This is a genomic window from Defluviitalea raffinosedens, assembly GCF_016908775.1.
GTDB classification, from domain to species: Bacteria; Bacillota; Clostridia; order Lachnospirales; family Defluviitaleaceae; genus Defluviitalea; species Defluviitalea raffinosedens.
Map to the genome: position 1 here is coordinate 92,514 of NZ_JAFBEP010000006.1, position 17,592 is coordinate 110,105.

At 32.9% G+C, this 17,592-nt stretch carries 19 protein-coding genes; 2 read left to right on the forward strand and 17 right to left on the reverse strand.

Features of this window, described 5'->3' with window-relative positions; translation table 11 throughout:
* Positions 1-27: 27 nt before the first annotated feature.
* A complete protein-coding gene (gene spoIIP, locus JOD07_RS06605; RefSeq protein WP_204612942.1) occupies positions 28-1,326 on the reverse strand; it encodes a stage II sporulation protein P in 1,299 nt (432 codons plus the stop codon).
* 85 nt (positions 1,327-1,411) lie between these two features.
* On the reverse strand, positions 1,412-2,413 hold the full coding sequence (gene gpr / locus JOD07_RS06610; RefSeq protein WP_330576507.1) for a GPR endopeptidase: 1,002 nt from the start codon (positions 2,411-2,413) through the stop codon (positions 1,412-1,414).
* A 250-nt stretch (positions 2,414-2,663) separates the two neighbouring features.
* On the opposite strand from gpr, the gene rpsT reads away from it, so the two are divergent.
* A complete protein-coding gene (gene rpsT / locus JOD07_RS06615; RefSeq protein ID WP_158739192.1) occupies positions 2,664-2,930 on the forward strand; it encodes a 30S ribosomal protein S20 in 267 nt (88 codons plus the stop codon).
* Positions 2,931-2,966: 36 nt separating this feature from the next.
* Here the strand turns inward: rpsT and holA are convergent, their stop codons facing one another.
* The 6 genes from holA to JOD07_RS06645 form a co-directional block, all read right to left on the reverse strand.
* Positions 2,967-3,860 carry a DNA polymerase III subunit delta gene (gene holA / locus JOD07_RS06620; protein WP_243144520.1) on the reverse strand — a complete coding sequence of 298 codons (894 nt, stop codon included), beginning with the start codon at positions 3,858-3,860 and terminating at the stop codon, positions 2,967-2,969.
* Positions 3,805-6,291: a DNA internalization-related competence protein ComEC/Rec2 gene (locus JOD07_RS06625; RefSeq protein ID WP_330576508.1), complete on the reverse strand. Its 2,487-nt coding sequence runs from the start codon at positions 6,289-6,291 to the stop codon at positions 3,805-3,807. Before JOD07_RS06625 ends, holA begins: the two co-directional genes overlap by 56 nt.
* A 19-nt stretch (positions 6,292-6,310) precedes the next feature.
* Entirely contained in the window at positions 6,311-7,264 is a 954-nt protein-coding gene (locus JOD07_RS06630; protein ID WP_158739195.1) for a GerMN domain-containing protein, read from the reverse strand.
* 118 nt (positions 7,265-7,382) lie between these two features.
* Entirely contained in the window at positions 7,383-8,756 is a 1,374-nt protein-coding gene (locus JOD07_RS06635) for a sensor histidine kinase (protein ID WP_243144516.1), read from the reverse strand.
* Between the two features lie 46 nt (positions 8,757-8,802).
* Positions 8,803-9,489 (reverse strand): response regulator transcription factor, encoded by a 687-nt coding sequence (locus JOD07_RS06640; protein ID WP_158739196.1) that lies wholly within the window; start codon positions 9,487-9,489, stop codon positions 8,803-8,805.
* A 14-nt stretch (positions 9,490-9,503) separates the two neighbouring features.
* Positions 9,504-10,172, reverse strand: coding sequence for a helix-hairpin-helix domain-containing protein (locus tag JOD07_RS06645; RefSeq protein ID WP_158739197.1), 669 nt, complete (start codon positions 10,170-10,172; stop codon positions 9,504-9,506).
* A gap of 107 nt (positions 10,173-10,279) precedes the next feature.
* Between JOD07_RS06645 and JOD07_RS06650 the strand changes: the two genes are divergently transcribed.
* Complete coding sequence (locus JOD07_RS06650) at positions 10,280-11,662, forward strand: D-alanyl-D-alanine carboxypeptidase family protein (RefSeq protein WP_158739198.1); 1,383 nt, start codon at positions 10,280-10,282, stop codon at positions 11,660-11,662.
* Between the two features lie 21 nt (positions 11,663-11,683).
* On the opposite strand, the gene rsfS is transcribed toward JOD07_RS06650, so the two are convergent.
* From rsfS to JOD07_RS06695, 9 genes are all read right to left on the reverse strand, one after another.
* Positions 11,684-12,034 (reverse strand): ribosome silencing factor, encoded by a 351-nt coding sequence (gene rsfS / locus JOD07_RS06655; protein ID WP_158739289.1) that lies wholly within the window; start codon positions 12,032-12,034, stop codon positions 11,684-11,686.
* Between the two features lie 11 nt (positions 12,035-12,045).
* Positions 12,046-12,621, reverse strand: coding sequence for a bis(5'-nucleosyl)-tetraphosphatase (symmetrical) YqeK (gene yqeK, locus JOD07_RS06660; protein ID WP_158739199.1), 576 nt, complete (start codon positions 12,619-12,621; stop codon positions 12,046-12,048).
* Positions 12,622-12,633: 12 nt separating this feature from the next.
* Positions 12,634-13,263, reverse strand: coding sequence for a nicotinate-nucleotide adenylyltransferase (gene nadD / locus JOD07_RS06665; protein WP_158739200.1), 630 nt, complete (start codon positions 13,261-13,263; stop codon positions 12,634-12,636).
* Between the two features lie 30 nt (positions 13,264-13,293).
* Entirely contained in the window at positions 13,294-13,587 is a 294-nt protein-coding gene (yhbY, locus tag JOD07_RS06670) for a ribosome assembly RNA-binding protein YhbY (protein ID WP_158739201.1), read from the reverse strand.
* A 61-nt stretch (positions 13,588-13,648) separates the two neighbouring features.
* Positions 13,649-14,929, reverse strand: a complete 1,281-nt coding sequence (obgE, locus tag JOD07_RS06675; protein ID WP_204612944.1) for a GTPase ObgE — start codon at positions 14,927-14,929, stop codon at positions 13,649-13,651.
* Between the two features lie 144 nt (positions 14,930-15,073).
* A complete protein-coding gene (gene rpmA, locus JOD07_RS06680; RefSeq protein ID WP_158739203.1) occupies positions 15,074-15,364 on the reverse strand; it encodes a 50S ribosomal protein L27 in 291 nt (96 codons plus the stop codon).
* Between the two features lie 3 nt (positions 15,365-15,367).
* Complete coding sequence (locus JOD07_RS06685; protein WP_158739204.1) at positions 15,368-15,706, reverse strand: ribosomal-processing cysteine protease Prp; 339 nt, start codon at positions 15,704-15,706, stop codon at positions 15,368-15,370.
* Between the two features lie 2 nt (positions 15,707-15,708).
* Complete coding sequence (gene rplU / locus JOD07_RS06690) at positions 15,709-16,020, reverse strand: 50S ribosomal protein L21 (RefSeq protein ID WP_158739205.1); 312 nt, start codon at positions 16,018-16,020, stop codon at positions 15,709-15,711.
* 128 nt (positions 16,021-16,148) lie between these two features.
* Positions 16,149-17,579 carry an Rne/Rng family ribonuclease gene (locus tag JOD07_RS06695; protein WP_204612946.1) on the reverse strand — a complete coding sequence of 477 codons (1,431 nt, stop codon included), beginning with the start codon at positions 17,577-17,579 and terminating at the stop codon, positions 16,149-16,151.
* Positions 17,580-17,592: the final 13 nt, after the last annotated feature.

The following is a 17,592-nucleotide window of genomic DNA, read 5'->3' on the forward strand; positions in this document are numbered from 1 at the left end:
ACATGGAATCTCAACCCTCAATACCTGTTATTGCACCTTTAAGACTTCACAGAGAATTTTAGCCAGAGGTGCCATAGCGTTTCTGGCTTCCTCTACAGTATTGGTATTGGCTCCAACCTCGACTAATAATGATTTTGGAAGCATATGAAGACTATATCTGTAGGGTTTAATATATATTTTTCGCATAAGGCCCGGATAGAGCTCATTAGCCTTAAGCTGCATCTGCAGACTAAATGCCAAATTATCCATAAGATATGGATTAGGGAGACTGGTGATCTCTGTTAACTCGCCATCTTTCATGGTTTTACATATTCCGTTTACAAACATAATCTTTGCAGTAGGTTTACCATCGATTGTAGTTACTAATTTGCCCTTCTCAATGCCATCTCTATGTAAATCAATGAGCACTTCTATAGATGGGTTTTGCTGCAATATTTTTCGAATAGCTGGTTCCATTCTTTCATAGCTTCCATCACGCATGAGTTTTCCTTGCACAACATCATATTGCCCCTTATTATGCAAGACTCCTATACCATACTCCTCATGAAGTATTTTGGCAAGGACTTCGCCCAGTCCAACTACCCCATCATCTAATTGATTTGGATCGCCATCCGCATAGTGTTCCTGAGAATGGGTATGAAAAATAAGAATTTGAGGTTTATTAGATTGCTTTTTCAAAGAAATATTTCTGTTAATGAGCTCTGCAGCCGGAAGATCCACATAAGTTAATTTTAAATCTCCTTCGAAGTTATAAAAATTTCTCTGCAAAAAATTAATATCCCTAAGCTGTGACCCAGAATATTTTACACTGGTAGAAGCAAAAGGATCTTCAAAAACATCCGCATCTTCTGAATCTATTGGATAATAGTCTTCATCATTTGGTTGTACAATTTCATTATTGCTTGCATAGTCATCAAACATGCCATCCACTTCAATTACATTTTGCGTATATTGAACGGCATTACTGTTTATATATCTTGCAAGAGGGATAATTTCTTCCAATACAGTATTCATATTATCCCAGTCAATATCTGTAATCAATGAGAATATACTTTTAGCAAAATCTTTGACAGTATGTCCATCATTTGAATATCCATCGACATATGGGATAGTCTCTTCTAACACTTTTTTATACCATTCAGAATCCAGAGAATGTTCTTCTATTTCTTGTGTGATCATTGGAAATTCAGATCCTGAATTGATTTTTACATATTTGTTACCAGAATTTATTAATCTGCTTAAAAACAAACATGACAGCAAAATGATTACTATTGTAATTAATTTTGACTTAATTCTTCCTAAACTAATCGTATGAATTCTTACCAATGTAATGCCCCCTACATGATTATCTTAAGGTATATGCACTTTATATATCTTATTATCATGAAGGGTGCATTATGATTACTAATCATTATTTATACCTGTTAATATCTTTTAAATCTATTCCCGGATGAAAAGCTATATTGATTGCATTTGAGATAATATATGCCAGTCGATCAATTACAGCATCAATTTCCTTAGGAGTAACAAATAAATCTCCCACATAAGGATTTAAAATTTCCCGTATTAATTGATATTTTTCCTGTTCATTTAATCTCTGAAGCATTTTATAAAAGTCCGATTCTTTATTGGAAGATTCATATTCATTAATCATTGCATCAATGATATGGTCTATTGTATCATTCACTAAAGTTGCAGCATCTACAACAGTCGGGACTCCAATTGCGATTACAGGTACACCCAAAGTTTCTTCTGTTAAACCTTTTCGTTTGTTCCCAACACCGGAACCGGGATGGACTCCTGTATCAGCAATTTGAATTGTTGCATTTACTCGGCTGGTTTTTCGTGATGCAAGGGCATCAATGGCTATAACCAAATCCGGTTTTACTTTTTCAACAACTCCTTCAACAATTTCACTGGTTTCAATTCCTGTTAAACCCATAACTCCAGGCGCAATTGCACTGACAGGACGTACGGATTCATCAATTTGCTCAGGTACGTGTGCAAGCAAATGTCTTGTTACCATAATCCTTGAAACAACTTTAGGTCCCAGTGCATCGGGAGTTACGTTCCAGTTTCCCAAACCTACAACTAGAATCACAGCATCTTCTTTCAATTTTTTGATTTTAACCAGTTGTTTTGCAAGGACTCTAATGATTTCTTCATGAGCTTCTACATCATTTTCTTTCATAAGAGGGCTTTCCACAGTAACATAATTTCCAATGGGTTTTCCCATTTGATTTGCCCCTTCTTCATTCATAATTTCCACCCAAGTAACAGTAATTTCCTTATCTTTTTGTTCTTCAACTGTTACTTTTACCCCCGGGACTTCCACATCTTGCTCTTTTCTTACCATTTCTCTTGTTTCTATTGCCAAATCAGTGCGTATACTAAAATGAAAATCATCCTTCATCATATACAACTCCTCATTAAATTTTTAGTAAATATATTAATATTTTTTTTAATCTTGGCTATTATATATGTGTAGAAATCCTTGGATATATATGCAAATATATTTTTTCCAGTATTTTTTGAGATATTCATTGACTTCTTGATTGTTTTCTATTAAAATAAACTATGTTTGATTATAGAATAATCCATCTATTATTCCCCAATAAAAGATGTGTCTCGTCCAACCATACAGCCAATGAGGAGGTGACAAGATGGCAAATATTAAATCTGCAAAAAAGAGAATTAAAGTAATCCAAACAAAAACTTTAAGAAATCGCATTATCAAATCCAAAGTTAAAACAGCTATGAAGAAGGTAGTATTGGCTGTTGAAAATGGAAATTTAGAAGATGCTAAAATCGCTTTATCAAAAGCTGCCGCTGAAATCGATAAGGCTGCTTCTAAAGGTGTTTTTCATAAAAATACTGCTGCCAGAAAGAAAGCTAGCTTAGCTAAGCTTGTAAATAAAATGGGAGCATAATTAAAATGACCACTTGCATAGTGGTCATTTTTGCTTTTATTTGCTATGTTTCAATAAAAGCATTTCAACTGCCAATTCTCCATCCATTTTACCAGTCTTAATATCCATATCTGTTTGTAAACAATCTTCAATGGCTTCTTTTAACTTTTCAATCGCAAAAAGCTGAGATTGTTTCAAGCAATCACCAATCACGAAAGAAGGTTGTTTCAATATTTCAGTAATCTCTTTTTGGCCTAAGCCTTGACTATAAAGATATTTAACCTGTAAGATCAATCTTATTTGTCTTGTTAGCATGGACAAAATCCTAATAGGCGGCTCTTTAATCAAAATAAGATTGGAATAAATCTCTAAAGCCTGATCAACTTTCTTATATCCCATCGCTTTAACAAGATCAAAAATATGGGCATCGATAGATTTTATACATATATCATCTATGTCTTTAGTAGTCACATCTTTTCTTTCTTCCATGTAATCAATAAGTTTCTGAATTTCATTGGCTAAGTTCTCCATAGATGTGCCAACCATACGAAGCATATATATACCTGCTTTACTATCAATATTTTTATTTTTTCTGTTAAATTCTCTTTTAATCCATACAAGCAAATCATTTTCTTTAAGAGACTCACATTCCACAGTATAATTTTTTGCATGCATTAATTTAAATAGTTTATTTCTTTTATCCACCGTATCTTCTAAAAATACTATACAGCTGGTAGGTGGAATATTAGGTATATAATTGCTCATAAGCTCTGTATCATTTTTTCTACCTGAAAGAAAGAGCTCTGAATTTTTAACAATTACTAATCTTTTTTCTCCCATAAAAGGGAGAAGCTCCATATTTTCGATTATTTGACTTGCAGGAATTGCTTTCCCTTCAAAAACTGTCAAATTCATCATCTGAAGTTCGGAAGGAATGAGTTTTTTCTGTATTTCCTCTAAGTAATGTTTTTTTAAGAATTGCTCCTCCCCATAAAATAAGTAGGCTGGCTGAAAAATATTTTTTTTGAGCTGTTCTTTTAACTGCATCATATGCATTTCCCCTATTTTCTTTAATCATAGTATTTATTTTATAGTCTCTGCCATTTGAATTTACAATAATTGCTCCGCTTTTTGCTGTAGTCGTTACAGAAATTTCGTGGCGATTGTATCTTTCTAGGACTTCGGCATGTGGATGACCGTATCTATTGCCTTTTCCACAGCTTATGAAAACATGCTTAGGACTGCACCAATTCAAAAAATTTTCAGTAGAAGAAGTCTTTGAACCATGATGAGGTGCTTTTAAAAAATCTGTTTGGATTGGTTTGTAAAAATTAACTATACTATTTTCCTGTTCTTCTTCTATATCTCCTGTTAATAAATAAGAAACTTTTTTATTGATCACTCTGAGAACCATGGACGCCTTGTTCCAACTTTCATCATAAACTTCTGCTTCATTGGATTTTGGATGCAGACATTGTACAATGGTATCATCAAATACGATTGTATCTCCTTGTTTTAACAGATAGCAAGGAATTCCTAAAGCCTTCGCTTTCATAATAAATTGATGATATGTTTCATCATGACCAAGGTCTTTTGCAGAAACAAATATTTTCTTTATATCCATTTTCTCAAGTAATCCTAATAAACCAAAAAGATGATCTTTATCGGGATGAGTTAAGAAAACTGCATCTAATGAAGAAACACCTTTATAATGAAAATAAGGAATCAACACCTTACTTGCATCTTTTTCTCCTCCGTCAATTAATAAATTTTTATTATTTTTTGTGTGTATAGCTATGGCATCTCCTTGTCCCACATCCAGGACTGTCAATTCAAATGATCTTGGCGTAACTAAAACAGTAATCCATAATAATATACCTATTATAGGAATACAATACAATATTTTATGATCAAAATTATATACTCTTTTATAGGATACATATAAAACAAAAATTGCAAGAATAATATAATATCCTGCTATTTCACAAATGGAGGGAGCTCCTGTAATCAAATTCCCAAACGGCAAGTGAAGAAAAAGTTTTGATATCCACTCATAGAAACACAAAATATAGTAAACACTACCAATTACAAATTTTGCGCCATTGTTCCAAAAAAAGCCCAAAACTCCAGCTAAAAATCCAAGCCAAACGACAAAAGCGGCCAATGGAACAATAATCAAATTTAATATAAAACCAACAATCGAAACATAATAAAAATGATACGATACTATAGGCAAAGTTGCAAGCCCTGCCCCCATGGAAGAAGATACGGTAACACGAATGGATTTCGGCAACCAAAATATCTTGTTAAAAACAGGACTTAAAAAAATCAATCCTAAAACAGCCATAAAAGATAATTGAAAGCCAGCATCCCAAAGAAAAAGGGGCTGCTTAATAAGTATAATAAAAGCTGCCAACGCAATTGAGGTACAAATATCATAAGTTCTTCTTAGAATTTTCCCTAAAAGTACCACTGTAATCATTAACACTGCTCTAACCGTAGATATACTTAAACCTGTAAGAATGCAATAGATCCATAATATGAGCAATATAGAAAATATGTTAACATGATTGGGAATTTTTAGATTTTTAAAGATCCACCATAGTAATGCTGCAATAATAGAGATATGCAATCCAGAAATAGCTAAAATATGGGAAATACCTGCCTGCTGAAACATGGATTTTTGATCTTGATCCAAGTCGCTTTTGCTCCCAAGAATCATGGTTTTTAGTATGGCAGACTGCTTTGAAGGAAGCAAGCTATCATATATTTTTATCCATCGGTCTCTTAAATTTAATAAAATGGAAAGGAAATTTCTTTTATATGGTTGGATACTTTTTAGATCTCCAAATAACTTATAATCTATTCCCCTAGTCTTCATATAAAAAGCTTCATTCCAGCCTCCTGGATTTCTAAGAGGCTCAAAGGTTATGATTTCACCCTCTACTTGAATCAAATCCCCATAATCGATTTTTTCACCATATTTGAGATACGCTTTTATTTTAATTGGTTTAGTAAATACTTTATTCATATAAATCATTTTTTTCGTTTTCATGATACAAATGATTTGATCATCCTTATAAGAATCGATACGCTTAACCATTCCAACAACCTGAACTTTGTTATCAGATAGATTATTTTGAATCAAAGATTCCAACAATGGATCAGAAGAATAAAGGCTCTGTTCCATGCGGATACATCCAAGCATCAAAAATAATGGAAAAAGAAGTATTCCATTCCACTGAAATTTATAATACAAGTATACAATAATACTTAAAGAAATAAATAAAAAGAGAACAGTACTACTTGTTGTCAAGCAATACTGTCCCCCTAAAATCCCTAGCAAATAGAACAAAAACATCCAAATGAGCGGACGTCTCATTTTTATCCTCCATATTTTCTTATTCGCTGATTAAACTTTCATCTCTCTCAAAAGGACCACTAAAATCATAATGTCCTTTAAACTCTTGTTGCTTTTCTCCTTCGATTAAAAACTGTACTTTTTTGACATTCGAAAGCTCTGTAAGGGAATTTACAATAGAATAAATCGTAAAGGTTTCCCCCGTAGATCCTCCTGCATGTTTGGTTTTAAATTCATTGCTTAAATCCACATAACAAATACCATCTTTGGTTTCTATATCTTTTATAGTTGTTTCTACAGGAATTGTTGGCAATAAGTCAGAGCTTTGGGGACCTTTAATCAATTCCTCCACAATATATTTTTCTACTGGAACATTGGGATTAACTTCTATGGTTCTTTCTTCCATAACTAATTTTTCCCCATTTTTATCAGAAAAATATAATTTAACCGTCTGTAAATTGGATGTAGTTAAAACATTGGATGGCTCCAAAACAATATCCTCCTGAGACATTGGCCCAATCGGTTTTCCATCAGTTCCAACCAGCGGTTCTCCATCAATAGAAATTTCTACCTGGTTAATAAAATCAAATTCAGTCAAAGTTTTAACCAGAGCTGCTCGAAGTAAAACCTGATCTTGAGCAGATAAATCATTATAATGAGAAGAAATATCAATTTTAAGCAAGTCTTTCTCCAATACCATACTTTTAATCTGTATGTCTTGGGGAATAGGAGGTTGAAGACCTACTGTTTTAGGTATCTTTTTTAACTCTTCTATGGAATACTTAATTAAATCTTCTTTACTCTCCAATTGTACAACTCGTTTTTCTTCTACCAGTTGAGACTTATTGCTGTTAATAAAAAATAAGGTCAACTCTGTTCCTTCAGAGGTCTTTGTTTTATTATTTGCTATTCTGCAGCTTACCAAGGAAATCAGCACTATAAAAAAAGAAAAAATAACAGTAAATCCTAATATGATCTTATTTTTAAATTTCATTTTATCACCTCTAATGAGTATCAAATTTTCATCCATTCAAAGTTTATAAAGTACTAAGTACAGCTTCATTCATTATAAACTAATATTTTTACAATCATAACAAATAGATATTACAAAACTATGAACTTTGCTTTAGAGGTATTCTTACAATAAATTCAGAACCTTCTCCTTCCTTACTGTTAACTTTGATACTTCCTTGGTGCAGCAAAACGGTTCTGTAAGTAATGGACAACCCTAGTCCAGTTCCCCCCGTTTCACGATCTCTGGTTTTATCTACTCGATAAAAACGTTGAAAAATTTTATCTTGTTCCTCTTCAGGAATGCCTATTCCCGTATCTATAACTTTAATAAATGCATTTTGATGATCAGCATCCACTGTCACTCTTACTATTCCATCTTCAGGAGTATACTTGATTCCATTTTCAACTAAATTAGATATCGCTAAAGTAAGCTTCATTTCATCAACTTCTGCGTATACATCTCTAAAGCTTTCATATATTAATTCAATATTTTTCTTATTGGCAAGAGGATGAAGACGCTTTAAAATTTCTTCAATAAGTGTATTCAGATTGGTATTCTTTATTGTAAGAGGCACTTCTTTTTGATCCAGTTTTACTAAAAATAAAAGATCATTTATAATAGCAGTTAACCTGTCTACTTCAGAATTAATATCCTTAAAAAATTCTTTATACATTTCTACTGGTACATCTTCTTGAAATAATAAAGATTCACTTAAAACTTTAATAGAGCTTAAAGGCGTTTTTAATTCATGAGAAACGTTTGAAACAAATTCTTGTCTGGATTGATCCATTTTTAATAATTGCTGTGTCATATGATTAAAGGCATTTCCTAATTCGGCTAATTCATCTCTTCCCTTAATTTCAATCCTCTGATCTAAATGTCCCTCAGTTATTTTTTGAATAACTTTGAGCATTCTTTTTAAAGGATTTGTTATAATACCTGAAGCAAAAAAGGCTAAAATACCTGTAATCATACTCACTAAAATCGTTAAAAGATATAATTGCTTCCTTATGGTATTTAATGTTTTGCTCACCATATCATCAATGGGCGCAGAAATCATTACGGCTCCTATTATTTTATTTTCATCCACAATAGAAGCTGCTGCATTGATAATGTTATTACTCTGTTTTTCTGCTTTGTCATTGCCTTGAAGTGCCTGAAGAATCTCTTTGTATACATGGGTCTTTTTGTTTTCAAGAGTTTGCTCTGTTCGATTAGAGTCATAGGCTTCAAACCCCTGTGCATCTACTACTATTACCCTGGCTTCAATTTCTTTGCTGGTCTGTTCCATTTCATAGGCAAACAATTCTTTTTTAGTATCATCCAGTAAATATTTACCGATAACGATATGACCTGCTGTTACATTGGCTTGCCTTAATAATTCAGCTTTTCGCTCTTCAATATAATGGTTTTCCAATCTTTTATATAAGGTCATGGAAAAAAGCATCAAAGGCAAAAAACTAATCAACATAAAAATAAGCAATATTTTCCATCGCAAGCTATGAAAATGCTTGAATCTAATCTTTAAAATAATAACCAACTCCCCATTTTGTGTGAATAAATTCCGGCTGACTGGGATTTTCCTCTATCTTTTCTCGAAGCCTTCGCACATGAACATCAACGGTTCTAACATCCCCTGGGTAATCATATCCCCATATGGTATTCAATAGACTTTCTCTGCTGTAAACTTTTCCAGGATTAGATGCAAATAATTCCAACATATCAAATTCTTTAGCTGTTAAATTTACTTCTTTTCCTCTGACAAATACTCTTCTGCTGCTAATTTCCATCTCTAAACCATTGGTTTTTATCTTTTTCTTGTCACTTACATTTTCTACATGAGTCACCCTTCTTAAAATCGCTTTTATTCTCGCTTTCAGTTCCAATATATTAAATGGTTTCGTCAAGTAATCATCCGCGCCATATTCCAACCCCATAATTTTGTCCATATCTTCTCCTTTGGCGGTGAGCATGATAATAGGCACATCAGAAAACTCTCGGATTTGTTGACATACACTTAAACCATCAATTTTGGGAAGCATTACATCTAAAATAATCAAATCGTACTGATTGCTTTTTGCCATTTCCAACGCTTCTTCTCCGTCGTAAGCGGCATCCACTACTAAATTATCTTGCTCCAAGCTGAATTTAATCCCTTTTACGATCAATTTTTCATCATCAACAACAAGAACCTTGTTTCCCATAATATCCTCCCTACCTATCGTACAGTAATTTTGTCTTTAATTTTCAAGAAAGTTTTTTGCCCAATTCTTGACACATTCTGAATCTCTTCGATAGACGAGAAAGGACCATTGCTTTCTCGATATTCTATAATATTTTGGGCAATAGCAGCACCTATTCCCGGCAAAGTCATAAGCTGCTCTGCTGAAGCTGTATTAATGTTTATGAGACCATCTGTGAACTCTTCTGTAAATGCCTTCCCTTCTCTATTTTCCACTTTTAAAGGAGATTTGTCAATTTGTTCTCCCTTTTTTGGTACATAAATTTTTTGCGAATCATGTATTTTTTCTGCTAAATTTAATTGGTCTAAATCTGCATCTTCCAAAGCTCCTCCTGCCATATTCAAAACATCAATTATACGGCTTCCTTCATTTAATGTATAAACATTAGGATTATGCACTGCTCCACAAATATAGACAGTACATAACAAAGGTTTACTTTCTTTTTCCACTTGTTCTTCGATAGGTTCAAGGATCGCTTTATGAGTATGATCCGATTCTAATTCCATATTAGATTCTAGCATCTGCAATTCACTTATCATAACCTCTTTTTCTTCGATTCCTTCGAACTTTTTATCAATGTATAATGTTCCACATATTGTAAATACTACTATAATGCATGCATAAAGTATATATTTCTTATTCACATATACCACCTTTACCAATTGAGATATTAAAATGTATGATTTTCTTTGCCTAAACATATTTTTTTTGCTATACTGAAAACTGAGACCATGATGAGAGGAGTTTAATAATGTATTCTACCCGTTTTCTGGGCAGAAAAATATCTGTATTATTGATTTTGATTTTAGTGGTATCTTCTGTTAATTTTATACCATCTAAAATCTTTGCCCAAAATGAGCCAATTATTCAATCAGATTCTGCAATTTTAATAGATGCTAAAACTGGAGCTGTTTTGTATGAAAAAAATATTCATAAAAGGCAATTTCCCGCCAGCATAACAAAGATCATGACTGCATTATTGGCAGTTGAAAATGGGAATTTAGATGATATTATTACCTTTTCTTATGAAGCAGTACATAGTATTGAATATGGAAGCAGTCATATAGGAATGAGGGAAGGAGAACAAATTACTTTAAGAGATGCTTTGCATGGAATGCTTCTAATGTCTGCAAACGAAGTCTCTAATGCGATTGCGGAATATATAGATGGTTCTATAGAGAAATTCGCAGAACATATGACTGATAGAGCAAAAGAAATAGGAGCTTATCATACGAATTTTGTAAACCCCCACGGTCTGCATAATGAAAACCATTATACCACCGCATACGATATGGCTCTTATTGCAAGAGAAGCTCTTAAATATGATACTTTTCGCGAAATCATCGGAACTGCTACATATATAATACCCCCTACCAATTTAGTAGACGAACCAAGATATTTATCTCATCAACATCGACTTTTCAATCAAAAAGCATATGCTAATTCATATTATGAAGGATGTATAGGGGGTAAAACAGGATTTACAAATGAAGCCAGTCATACTTTAGTGACTTATGCTGAGAGAAATGGTATCGAACTCATTGTTGTTACCTTAAAATCTGAAAAACAGGCTATGTATGATGATACCAGAAATTTATTGGATTATGGTTTCGATCATTTTGAAATGGTCACCATATTAAACAAAAAATCACCTGTTGTAAGTGTTCCGGTGGTGTCTATTATAAATGATAAGAAAGAATATCAAGGCAGTATTGAAGTATATGCGGAAGAAGATTTTACTTGCCTTATTCCAAAAGGTATTCAAAAAGATAATATAATTAAAAGGGTATCCATTCCTAGCGAATTACAAACCCCTATACATAAAAATCAATTGGCAGGTACACTGGATTTGATCTTTCAAAATAAAATTATCGGACAAGTTAATTTGATTACTGGAGATAGTATAGAAATGCTTCAGCCTGTTTCTTCAAGCAATGTTGACAAAACGACATATAATTTTGAGAACCAGAATAAATATCTGCGCATAGTAATTATGATCGTTTCTACAATAGTAATTCTTTTAGTTTTATTTGGTATTTTGATTATCATGATTAATTCATCTAAAAGAAAAAAGCGAAGACGCTATATGTCAAGAAGCAAACTTAAATTCACAAAAGATATCCAAAAAAGATAACGCTCGATGATATATCGAGCGTTATAATGTATCTACTGAAATTGCTGGAGCATCCCTCCACAATCTTTCCAGACAATAAAAATCTCTCACTTCTTTGTCAAACACATGGATCACTACAGAGCCGAAATCTAATAAAATCCATCCTGATGAATGATACCCTTCTTTATGAACCAGTTTGAAATTATTTTTTATTAATTCCTCTTCTACTGCTTCTGCCATAGCTTGCACCTGGTTAACATTTTTTCCAGACGCAATAATAAAATAATCTGCAATAACAGATACTTCATGTATATCCAATACTTTTATGTCTTCTCCTTTTTTATCTTCCAAAACATGATATGCTATTTTGATAATTTCTCTTGATTGCTCCAATTGATTCAATATTAATCCTCCTTTTTAGAATGAATAAATTCGAGGGCTTCTATCGTTAATGGATGTATTACTCTATCATTTTTTGCAAGATACTCAATAGTATTTTTTAACGCTGTTTCCATTGCCCGATCCAAATCGTGAGTAACATACTGTCTTACTTCTTCCAAGCCTTTAAATGATGTACGGTTAGGCTCTATATAATCTGCCAAATATATAATTTTTTCCAGTACAGACATATGAGCTCTGCCTGTTGTATGGTACCTGATAGCATTAAGAATCTCCTCATCTTTTACCCTGTAATCTCTCTTCGCTATTTCTGCTCCTAAAAAACTGTGTGATAATTCAATATCCTGAAGCAGAATCTCATCCAGAGGTATATGATATTCTTTACACAAACGAAGTTTTAAAGTATTAGGGATATCCTTTGCACAATCATGTAAAAGCGCCGAAACTTTTACTTTTTCTTCGTCTATATTATATATATGTCCTAATTGAAGTGCAGTTTCAACTACCCCCAAAGTGTGAATAAATCTTTTGGGAGAAAGAGCAGATTGAAGCTTTTCTTGCATATCTTTAAATTCTAACATTTTTCATCCCTCTTATAAATACAATTTAAATTTATAGATATAGTTTTCAACAGATTCAGGCAATAAGTATTTTATCGGCATTCCTTTTTTTACTCTTTCTCTAATATTGGTTGAAGAAATTGAAAGAGCAGGAACTTCCAAAAAATGAATTTTTGATTGATAATAATTTCTAATAATCTCTACTTTTTCAATTAATTCTTCTTTATGATACTCTGGTCTGGTTACAGCAACAAAAGTACACATTTTAAGCAGTTCTTCTGCATCTTTCCAAGTAAAAATATGACTCAGAGCATCTGCTCCAGTAATAAAATAAAGTTCTACATTTTCTCCATAAATTCTAATTAAATCTTTAATCGTATCAATCGTATAGGTTATACCTTTACGGTCTATTTCCAGTCTGGAAACATTAAAATGAGAATTTGTGGCTGTAGCCAACACAGTCATCAAATATCTATGTTCACTATGAGTGATATTTTCTTGTGACTTGTGAGGCGGATGACCTGTAGGCATAAACAATACCTGATCAATATTAAATTCATATCGTACTGCTTCAGCAGTAACTAAATGCCCGTAATGGATTGGATCAAAAGTTCCTCCCATAATTGCTAAAGATTTGGGAACCTGATCAATTACATTTCTCATAATAATGCTTGTCCTTTCGTAAATTAAAGCTTATTTCGGTAATTCTATGGACGGTTTTTCTTTAGAAGGTCTATATAAAACAATTTTCTTTCCAATGACTTGAACCGGTTCAGAATGAGTTCTCTCATGAAGTATATCACAAACTTCCCTTGGCGACATCATACAATTATTTAAAACATTAATTTTTATTAGTTCTCTTTTTTCTAAAGCATCATCAATAGCCTGAGTCAATTCAGGAGTTACTCCTCCTTTTCCCACTTGAAAAATAGGATCTATGGTATTGGCTAAACTCCTAAGATAAGCTCTTTGTTTACTCGTAAGCATATAATTTGCCTCCTTCGAAAGAATAAAGCCGGATATATTTATACGGCTTTATTATATAACATTATTTATAGTATTCAAATTCCAAATCATAAATTTTTACGGTATCACCTTCTTGAATACCTTGTTCTTCCAATGCATCGATAATTCCATGTTCACGAAGATATTTTTGAAAAAAGGCAAAACCTTTTTCAGATTCTAAATTCGTGTATCCAATCATTTTTTCTACTCCTACCCCTTCTACAACATAATAATGTTCTCCAAGCTTTTCTATTGTAAAAGGTTCATGAACTTCTTCTTTTTCTTCAAAGAACTCAAATTCTTCTTTAAACTTAATAGGATCTGCATCTGCTTTTTCTAATAGATTATGAATTTCTATGAGTAATGGCTGTATCCCTTTTCTTGTTGCAGCTGAAATCGGAATCACTTTTATACCTTGCGATTCGTATTTTTCTTTTAATTTTAATACATTTTCTTCACTCTCAGGGATGTCTGTCTTATTTGCAACGATTATTTGTGGACGTTTTAATAATTCTTCATTATATGCAGCCAACTCATAATTTATTTTTTCAACGTCTTCTACAGGATCACGACCTTCGAGGGCTGCAGCATCCACAACATGAACCAGAACTTTAGTTCTTTCAATATGTCTTAAAAAATCATGTCCTAATCCTATACCCTCATGGGCTCCTTCAATAAGTCCAGGTATATCTGCAATAACAAAATCTCTTCCATATTGATTGTGAACAACGCCTAAGTTTGGATTAAGGGTAGTAAAATGATAATTGGCTATTTTAGGTGATGCATTGGTAATCACAGACAATAAAGTCGATTTACCGACATTAGGAAAGCCTATTAATCCTACATCTGCAATCATTTTCAGTTCAAGAATAACCCAGTACTCTTTACCTTCTTGTCCTCTTTCTGCATATCTGGGTGCCTGTCTTGTTGAAGTCGCGAAATGCTGATTGCCTCTTCCGCCTCGACCACCTTTAAGCAATATTTTTCTTTCAGTTTCTCCCGTCATATCAAGCATAATTTTGCCAGTCTCTGCTTCTCTTATGATGGTTCCAGGCGGAACTTTAATCACCAAATCTTCTCCATCTTTTCCATGTCGTCTATTTTTTCCGCCATCTTCTCCAGGCTGAGCTTTAAAATGTCTTTTATGACGAAAGTCCATCAACGTATTCATGCCAGGATCTACTTCAAATATGATATCTCCGCCTCTTCCTCCATCGCCCCCATCAGGGCCTCCATTAGGTATGTATTTTTCCCGGCGAAAAGATACTGCTCCATTTCCTCCTCGTCCGGATTGAATAAATATCTTTGCTTGATCAACAAACATCAATCTCACCTTTTCTGATTAAAATCCTTGTTATCGTATAATTATTATTCGTAATAAACTTTGGGTTTATAACGATTTTACATAATTATCTTGTTTAATATTAAAAAAGGTTTCAAATGAATTCATTTGAAACCTTTTAGACTATTATTGTGCTATGTCAACTGGATATACGGAAACTTGCTTTTTATCTCTGCCTTTTCTTTCATACTTTACACGTCCATCGATTAAAGCGAATAAAGTATCGTCTCCGCCTCTTCCAACATTATTACCTGGATGAATTTTTGTTCCTCTTTGTTTATAAAGAATATTACCTGCTTTAACAAATTGTCCATCTGCGCGTTTTGCACCTAGTCTTTTGGATTCAGAATCACGACCGTTTTTAGATGAACCTACTCCTTTTTTATGTGCAAAAAATTGAAGATTCATTCTCAACATGCCTTACACCTCCCTGTACGAAATGTGTATATACTTTTTATAATCTTTTTGAATATTTGTAATACCCAATTCCAATGCTTGTAACAAGAGCAAGGTTTCCTTACTAACATTCGTTCTGGTAGATTCAGGCAAAATACATTTTAAATATCCACCTTCATCTTCATAATTAACCTCTATATTGTCTCGGGTTAATTTTTGAATGGAATTAACTGTGTTAATAGCTAACGCGCTAACTCCAGCACATACAATATCAGAACCATATTCCGAATATCCCGAATGACCACTTATCTGAAACCCGCATAATATTTCGGAAGAATTATAATAAAATTCAACCTTAATCATAATTAACCATTGATTGCTTCAATTTTTACTTTTGTATATGGTTGTCTGTGACCACGTTTCTTGTGGTAACCTTTTTTAGGTTTGTATTTATAAACAATGATCTTTTTACCCTTTCCTTCTTCTACTACAGAAGCAGTAACAGTAACATTGTTTACAAAAGGAGTTCCAACAGAAAGGGAATCATCTTTGGATACAGCAAGCACTTTATCAAAAGTGATTTTTTCACCTGCTGCAACGCCTAATTTTTCAACATAAATTACATCGCCTTCCTGAACTCTGTATTGCTTACCACCTGTTTCAATAATTGCGTACATGAGTACACCTCCTTAAACCGATACTCGCCGGATATGGTACTTCTTAAAAAGAAGTTTTTAACCTCTCCGAGCGGCTACATACTGAATGATAATAACATATGACATTTTTTTTGTCAAGGCTTAAAGCCTTATTTCTCTTTTATAATCTTATAATTTTCATTAGTAAGAGTATTATTCTCTATAAAACTGATAGATTTATTATATTTCTTTTCAAGAGCCTCTTTGTAGCCATTTAAATGAAACCATTCAATAATTTCTTTATTTGCTTCAATAATTATTTTAGTATAAATAGTATGGGTAAAAATAAAATCAATTTCTTTTTCAATATGATCTCCAATGTATTTTATTGACGGTGTCATTCCTCTTCCATCACATCTTGGACATCTGTTAAATAAAAGAGAAGTAAGGGAAGGATCTGTCTTCTTTCGAGTCATTTCTACTAGCCCCAACTTCGTGATGCCTAATACCGTAGTTGGAACCCTGTCTTTCTTTAGTTCTTGCGATAAAACATTTAGGACCATTTTTTTGTCTTCTTCAGCTTTCATGTCAATAAAATCAATAATGATGATTCCGCCAATATTTCTGAGACGAATTTGTCTTGCGATCTCTTGGGCCGCTTCTATATTAGTTTTTAAAATTGTTTTCTCCATGTTTTTCTTACCCACAAATTTTGCGGTATTTACATCTATAACCGTCAAGGCTTCTGTATGATCTATAATAATCATCCCACCACTTTTTAACCAGATATGACGTTGAAGCGCCTTATCTATTTGTGACTCTATTAAAAAATACTGAAATAAATGTTCTTCATCTTTATACTGTATCTTTTCCGTTAACTCCGGTGAAATCTCGTTAATAAAATTTCTAACCTCGTGATATAAATTTATATCATTTACAATATAATGTCTTATTTTTGAAGACAATAAATCTCTGGCAATTTTAAGGGCAGATGAAACCTCTTTGTATAAAAGTACCGGAGCAGTAACGTATTGCTCCTTTTTTTCTATGGATTCCCACAACATTGCTAAAAACTGAATTTCCCTGATGATCTCTTCTTCTTCTTTCCCTACACACTCTGTTCGAACAATGATCCCACAGTTTTTAGGCTTATATTTTTCGAAAATACTTTTTAAGCGATTTCTTTCTTCTTCATTGTCAATCTTTTTAGAAATTCCGATAGAGTTTTCCCTAGGAATAAATACAATATATTTCCCAGGAATACTGATATGAGAAGTAAGTTTAGGTCCCTTGGTCCCCATTGCTTCTTTTTCAATTTGAACGGTAATGTAATCTCCTTCTTTTAATCTCCTCACATTACCCTCTTTTGATAACGTTTCTTCTAATTCTTTAAGATAAATAAATCCATTCTTTTCTTGGCCTATATCAACGAAAGCCGCTTGAATTCCTGGAAGGATTTTTTTAACAACCCCTCTGTAAATATTTCCTACTGTTTTCTGCTTCATTTCTATGTCAATATATAGTTCTACCAGCTTTTGATCTTCTACTACTCCTATACGTGTTTGGTTAACACTTGTTTCAACTATAATATCTGTGGGCATAGATTTATTCACT

Bases quoted from the DNA above. Each gene is read 5' to 3' on its own strand.
- nadD (WP_158739200.1), bottom strand. From the start codon at position 13,263: ATGAGAAATGTAATTGATCAGGTTCCCAAATCTTTAGCAATTATGGGA.
- gpr (WP_330576507.1), bottom strand. From the start codon at position 2,413: ATGAAGGATGATTTTCATTTTAGTATACGCACTGATTTGGCAATAGAA.
- rpmA (WP_158739203.1), bottom strand. From the start codon at position 15,364: ATGTTGAGAATGAATCTTCAATTTTTTGCACATAAAAAAGGAGTAGGT.
- JOD07_RS06630 (WP_158739195.1), bottom strand. From the start codon at position 7,264: ATGAAATTTAAAAATAAGATCATATTAGGATTTACTGTTATTTTTTCT.
- JOD07_RS06695 (WP_204612946.1), bottom strand. From the start codon at position 17,579: ATGCCCACAGATATTATAGTTGAAACAAGTGTTAACCAAACACGTATA.
- yqeK (WP_158739199.1), bottom strand. From the start codon at position 12,621: ATGTTAGAATTTAAAGATATGCAAGAAAAGCTTCAATCTGCTCTTTCT.
- obgE (WP_204612944.1), bottom strand. From the start codon at position 14,929: ATGTTTGTTGATCAAGCAAAGATATTTATTCAATCCGGACGAGGAGGA.
- JOD07_RS06685 (WP_158739204.1), bottom strand. From the start codon at position 15,706: ATGATTAAGGTTGAATTTTATTATAATTCTTCCGAAATATTATGCGGG.
- yhbY (WP_158739201.1), bottom strand. From the start codon at position 13,587: ATGCTTACGAGTAAACAAAGAGCTTATCTTAGGAGTTTAGCCAATACC.
- JOD07_RS06650 (WP_158739198.1), top strand. From the start codon at position 10,280: ATGTATTCTACCCGTTTTCTGGGCAGAAAAATATCTGTATTATTGATT.
- rpsT (WP_158739192.1), top strand. From the start codon at position 2,664: ATGGCAAATATTAAATCTGCAAAAAAGAGAATTAAAGTAATCCAAACA.
- rplU (WP_158739205.1), bottom strand. From the start codon at position 16,020: ATGTACGCAATTATTGAAACAGGTGGTAAGCAATACAGAGTTCAGGAA.
- JOD07_RS06625 (WP_330576508.1), bottom strand. From the start codon at position 6,291: ATGAGACGTCCGCTCATTTGGATGTTTTTGTTCTATTTGCTAGGGATT.
- JOD07_RS06635 (WP_243144516.1), bottom strand. From the start codon at position 8,756: ATGTTGATTAGTTTTTTGCCTTTGATGCTTTTTTCCATGACCTTATAT.
- JOD07_RS06640 (WP_158739196.1), bottom strand. From the start codon at position 9,489: ATGGGAAACAAGGTTCTTGTTGTTGATGATGAAAAATTGATCGTAAAA.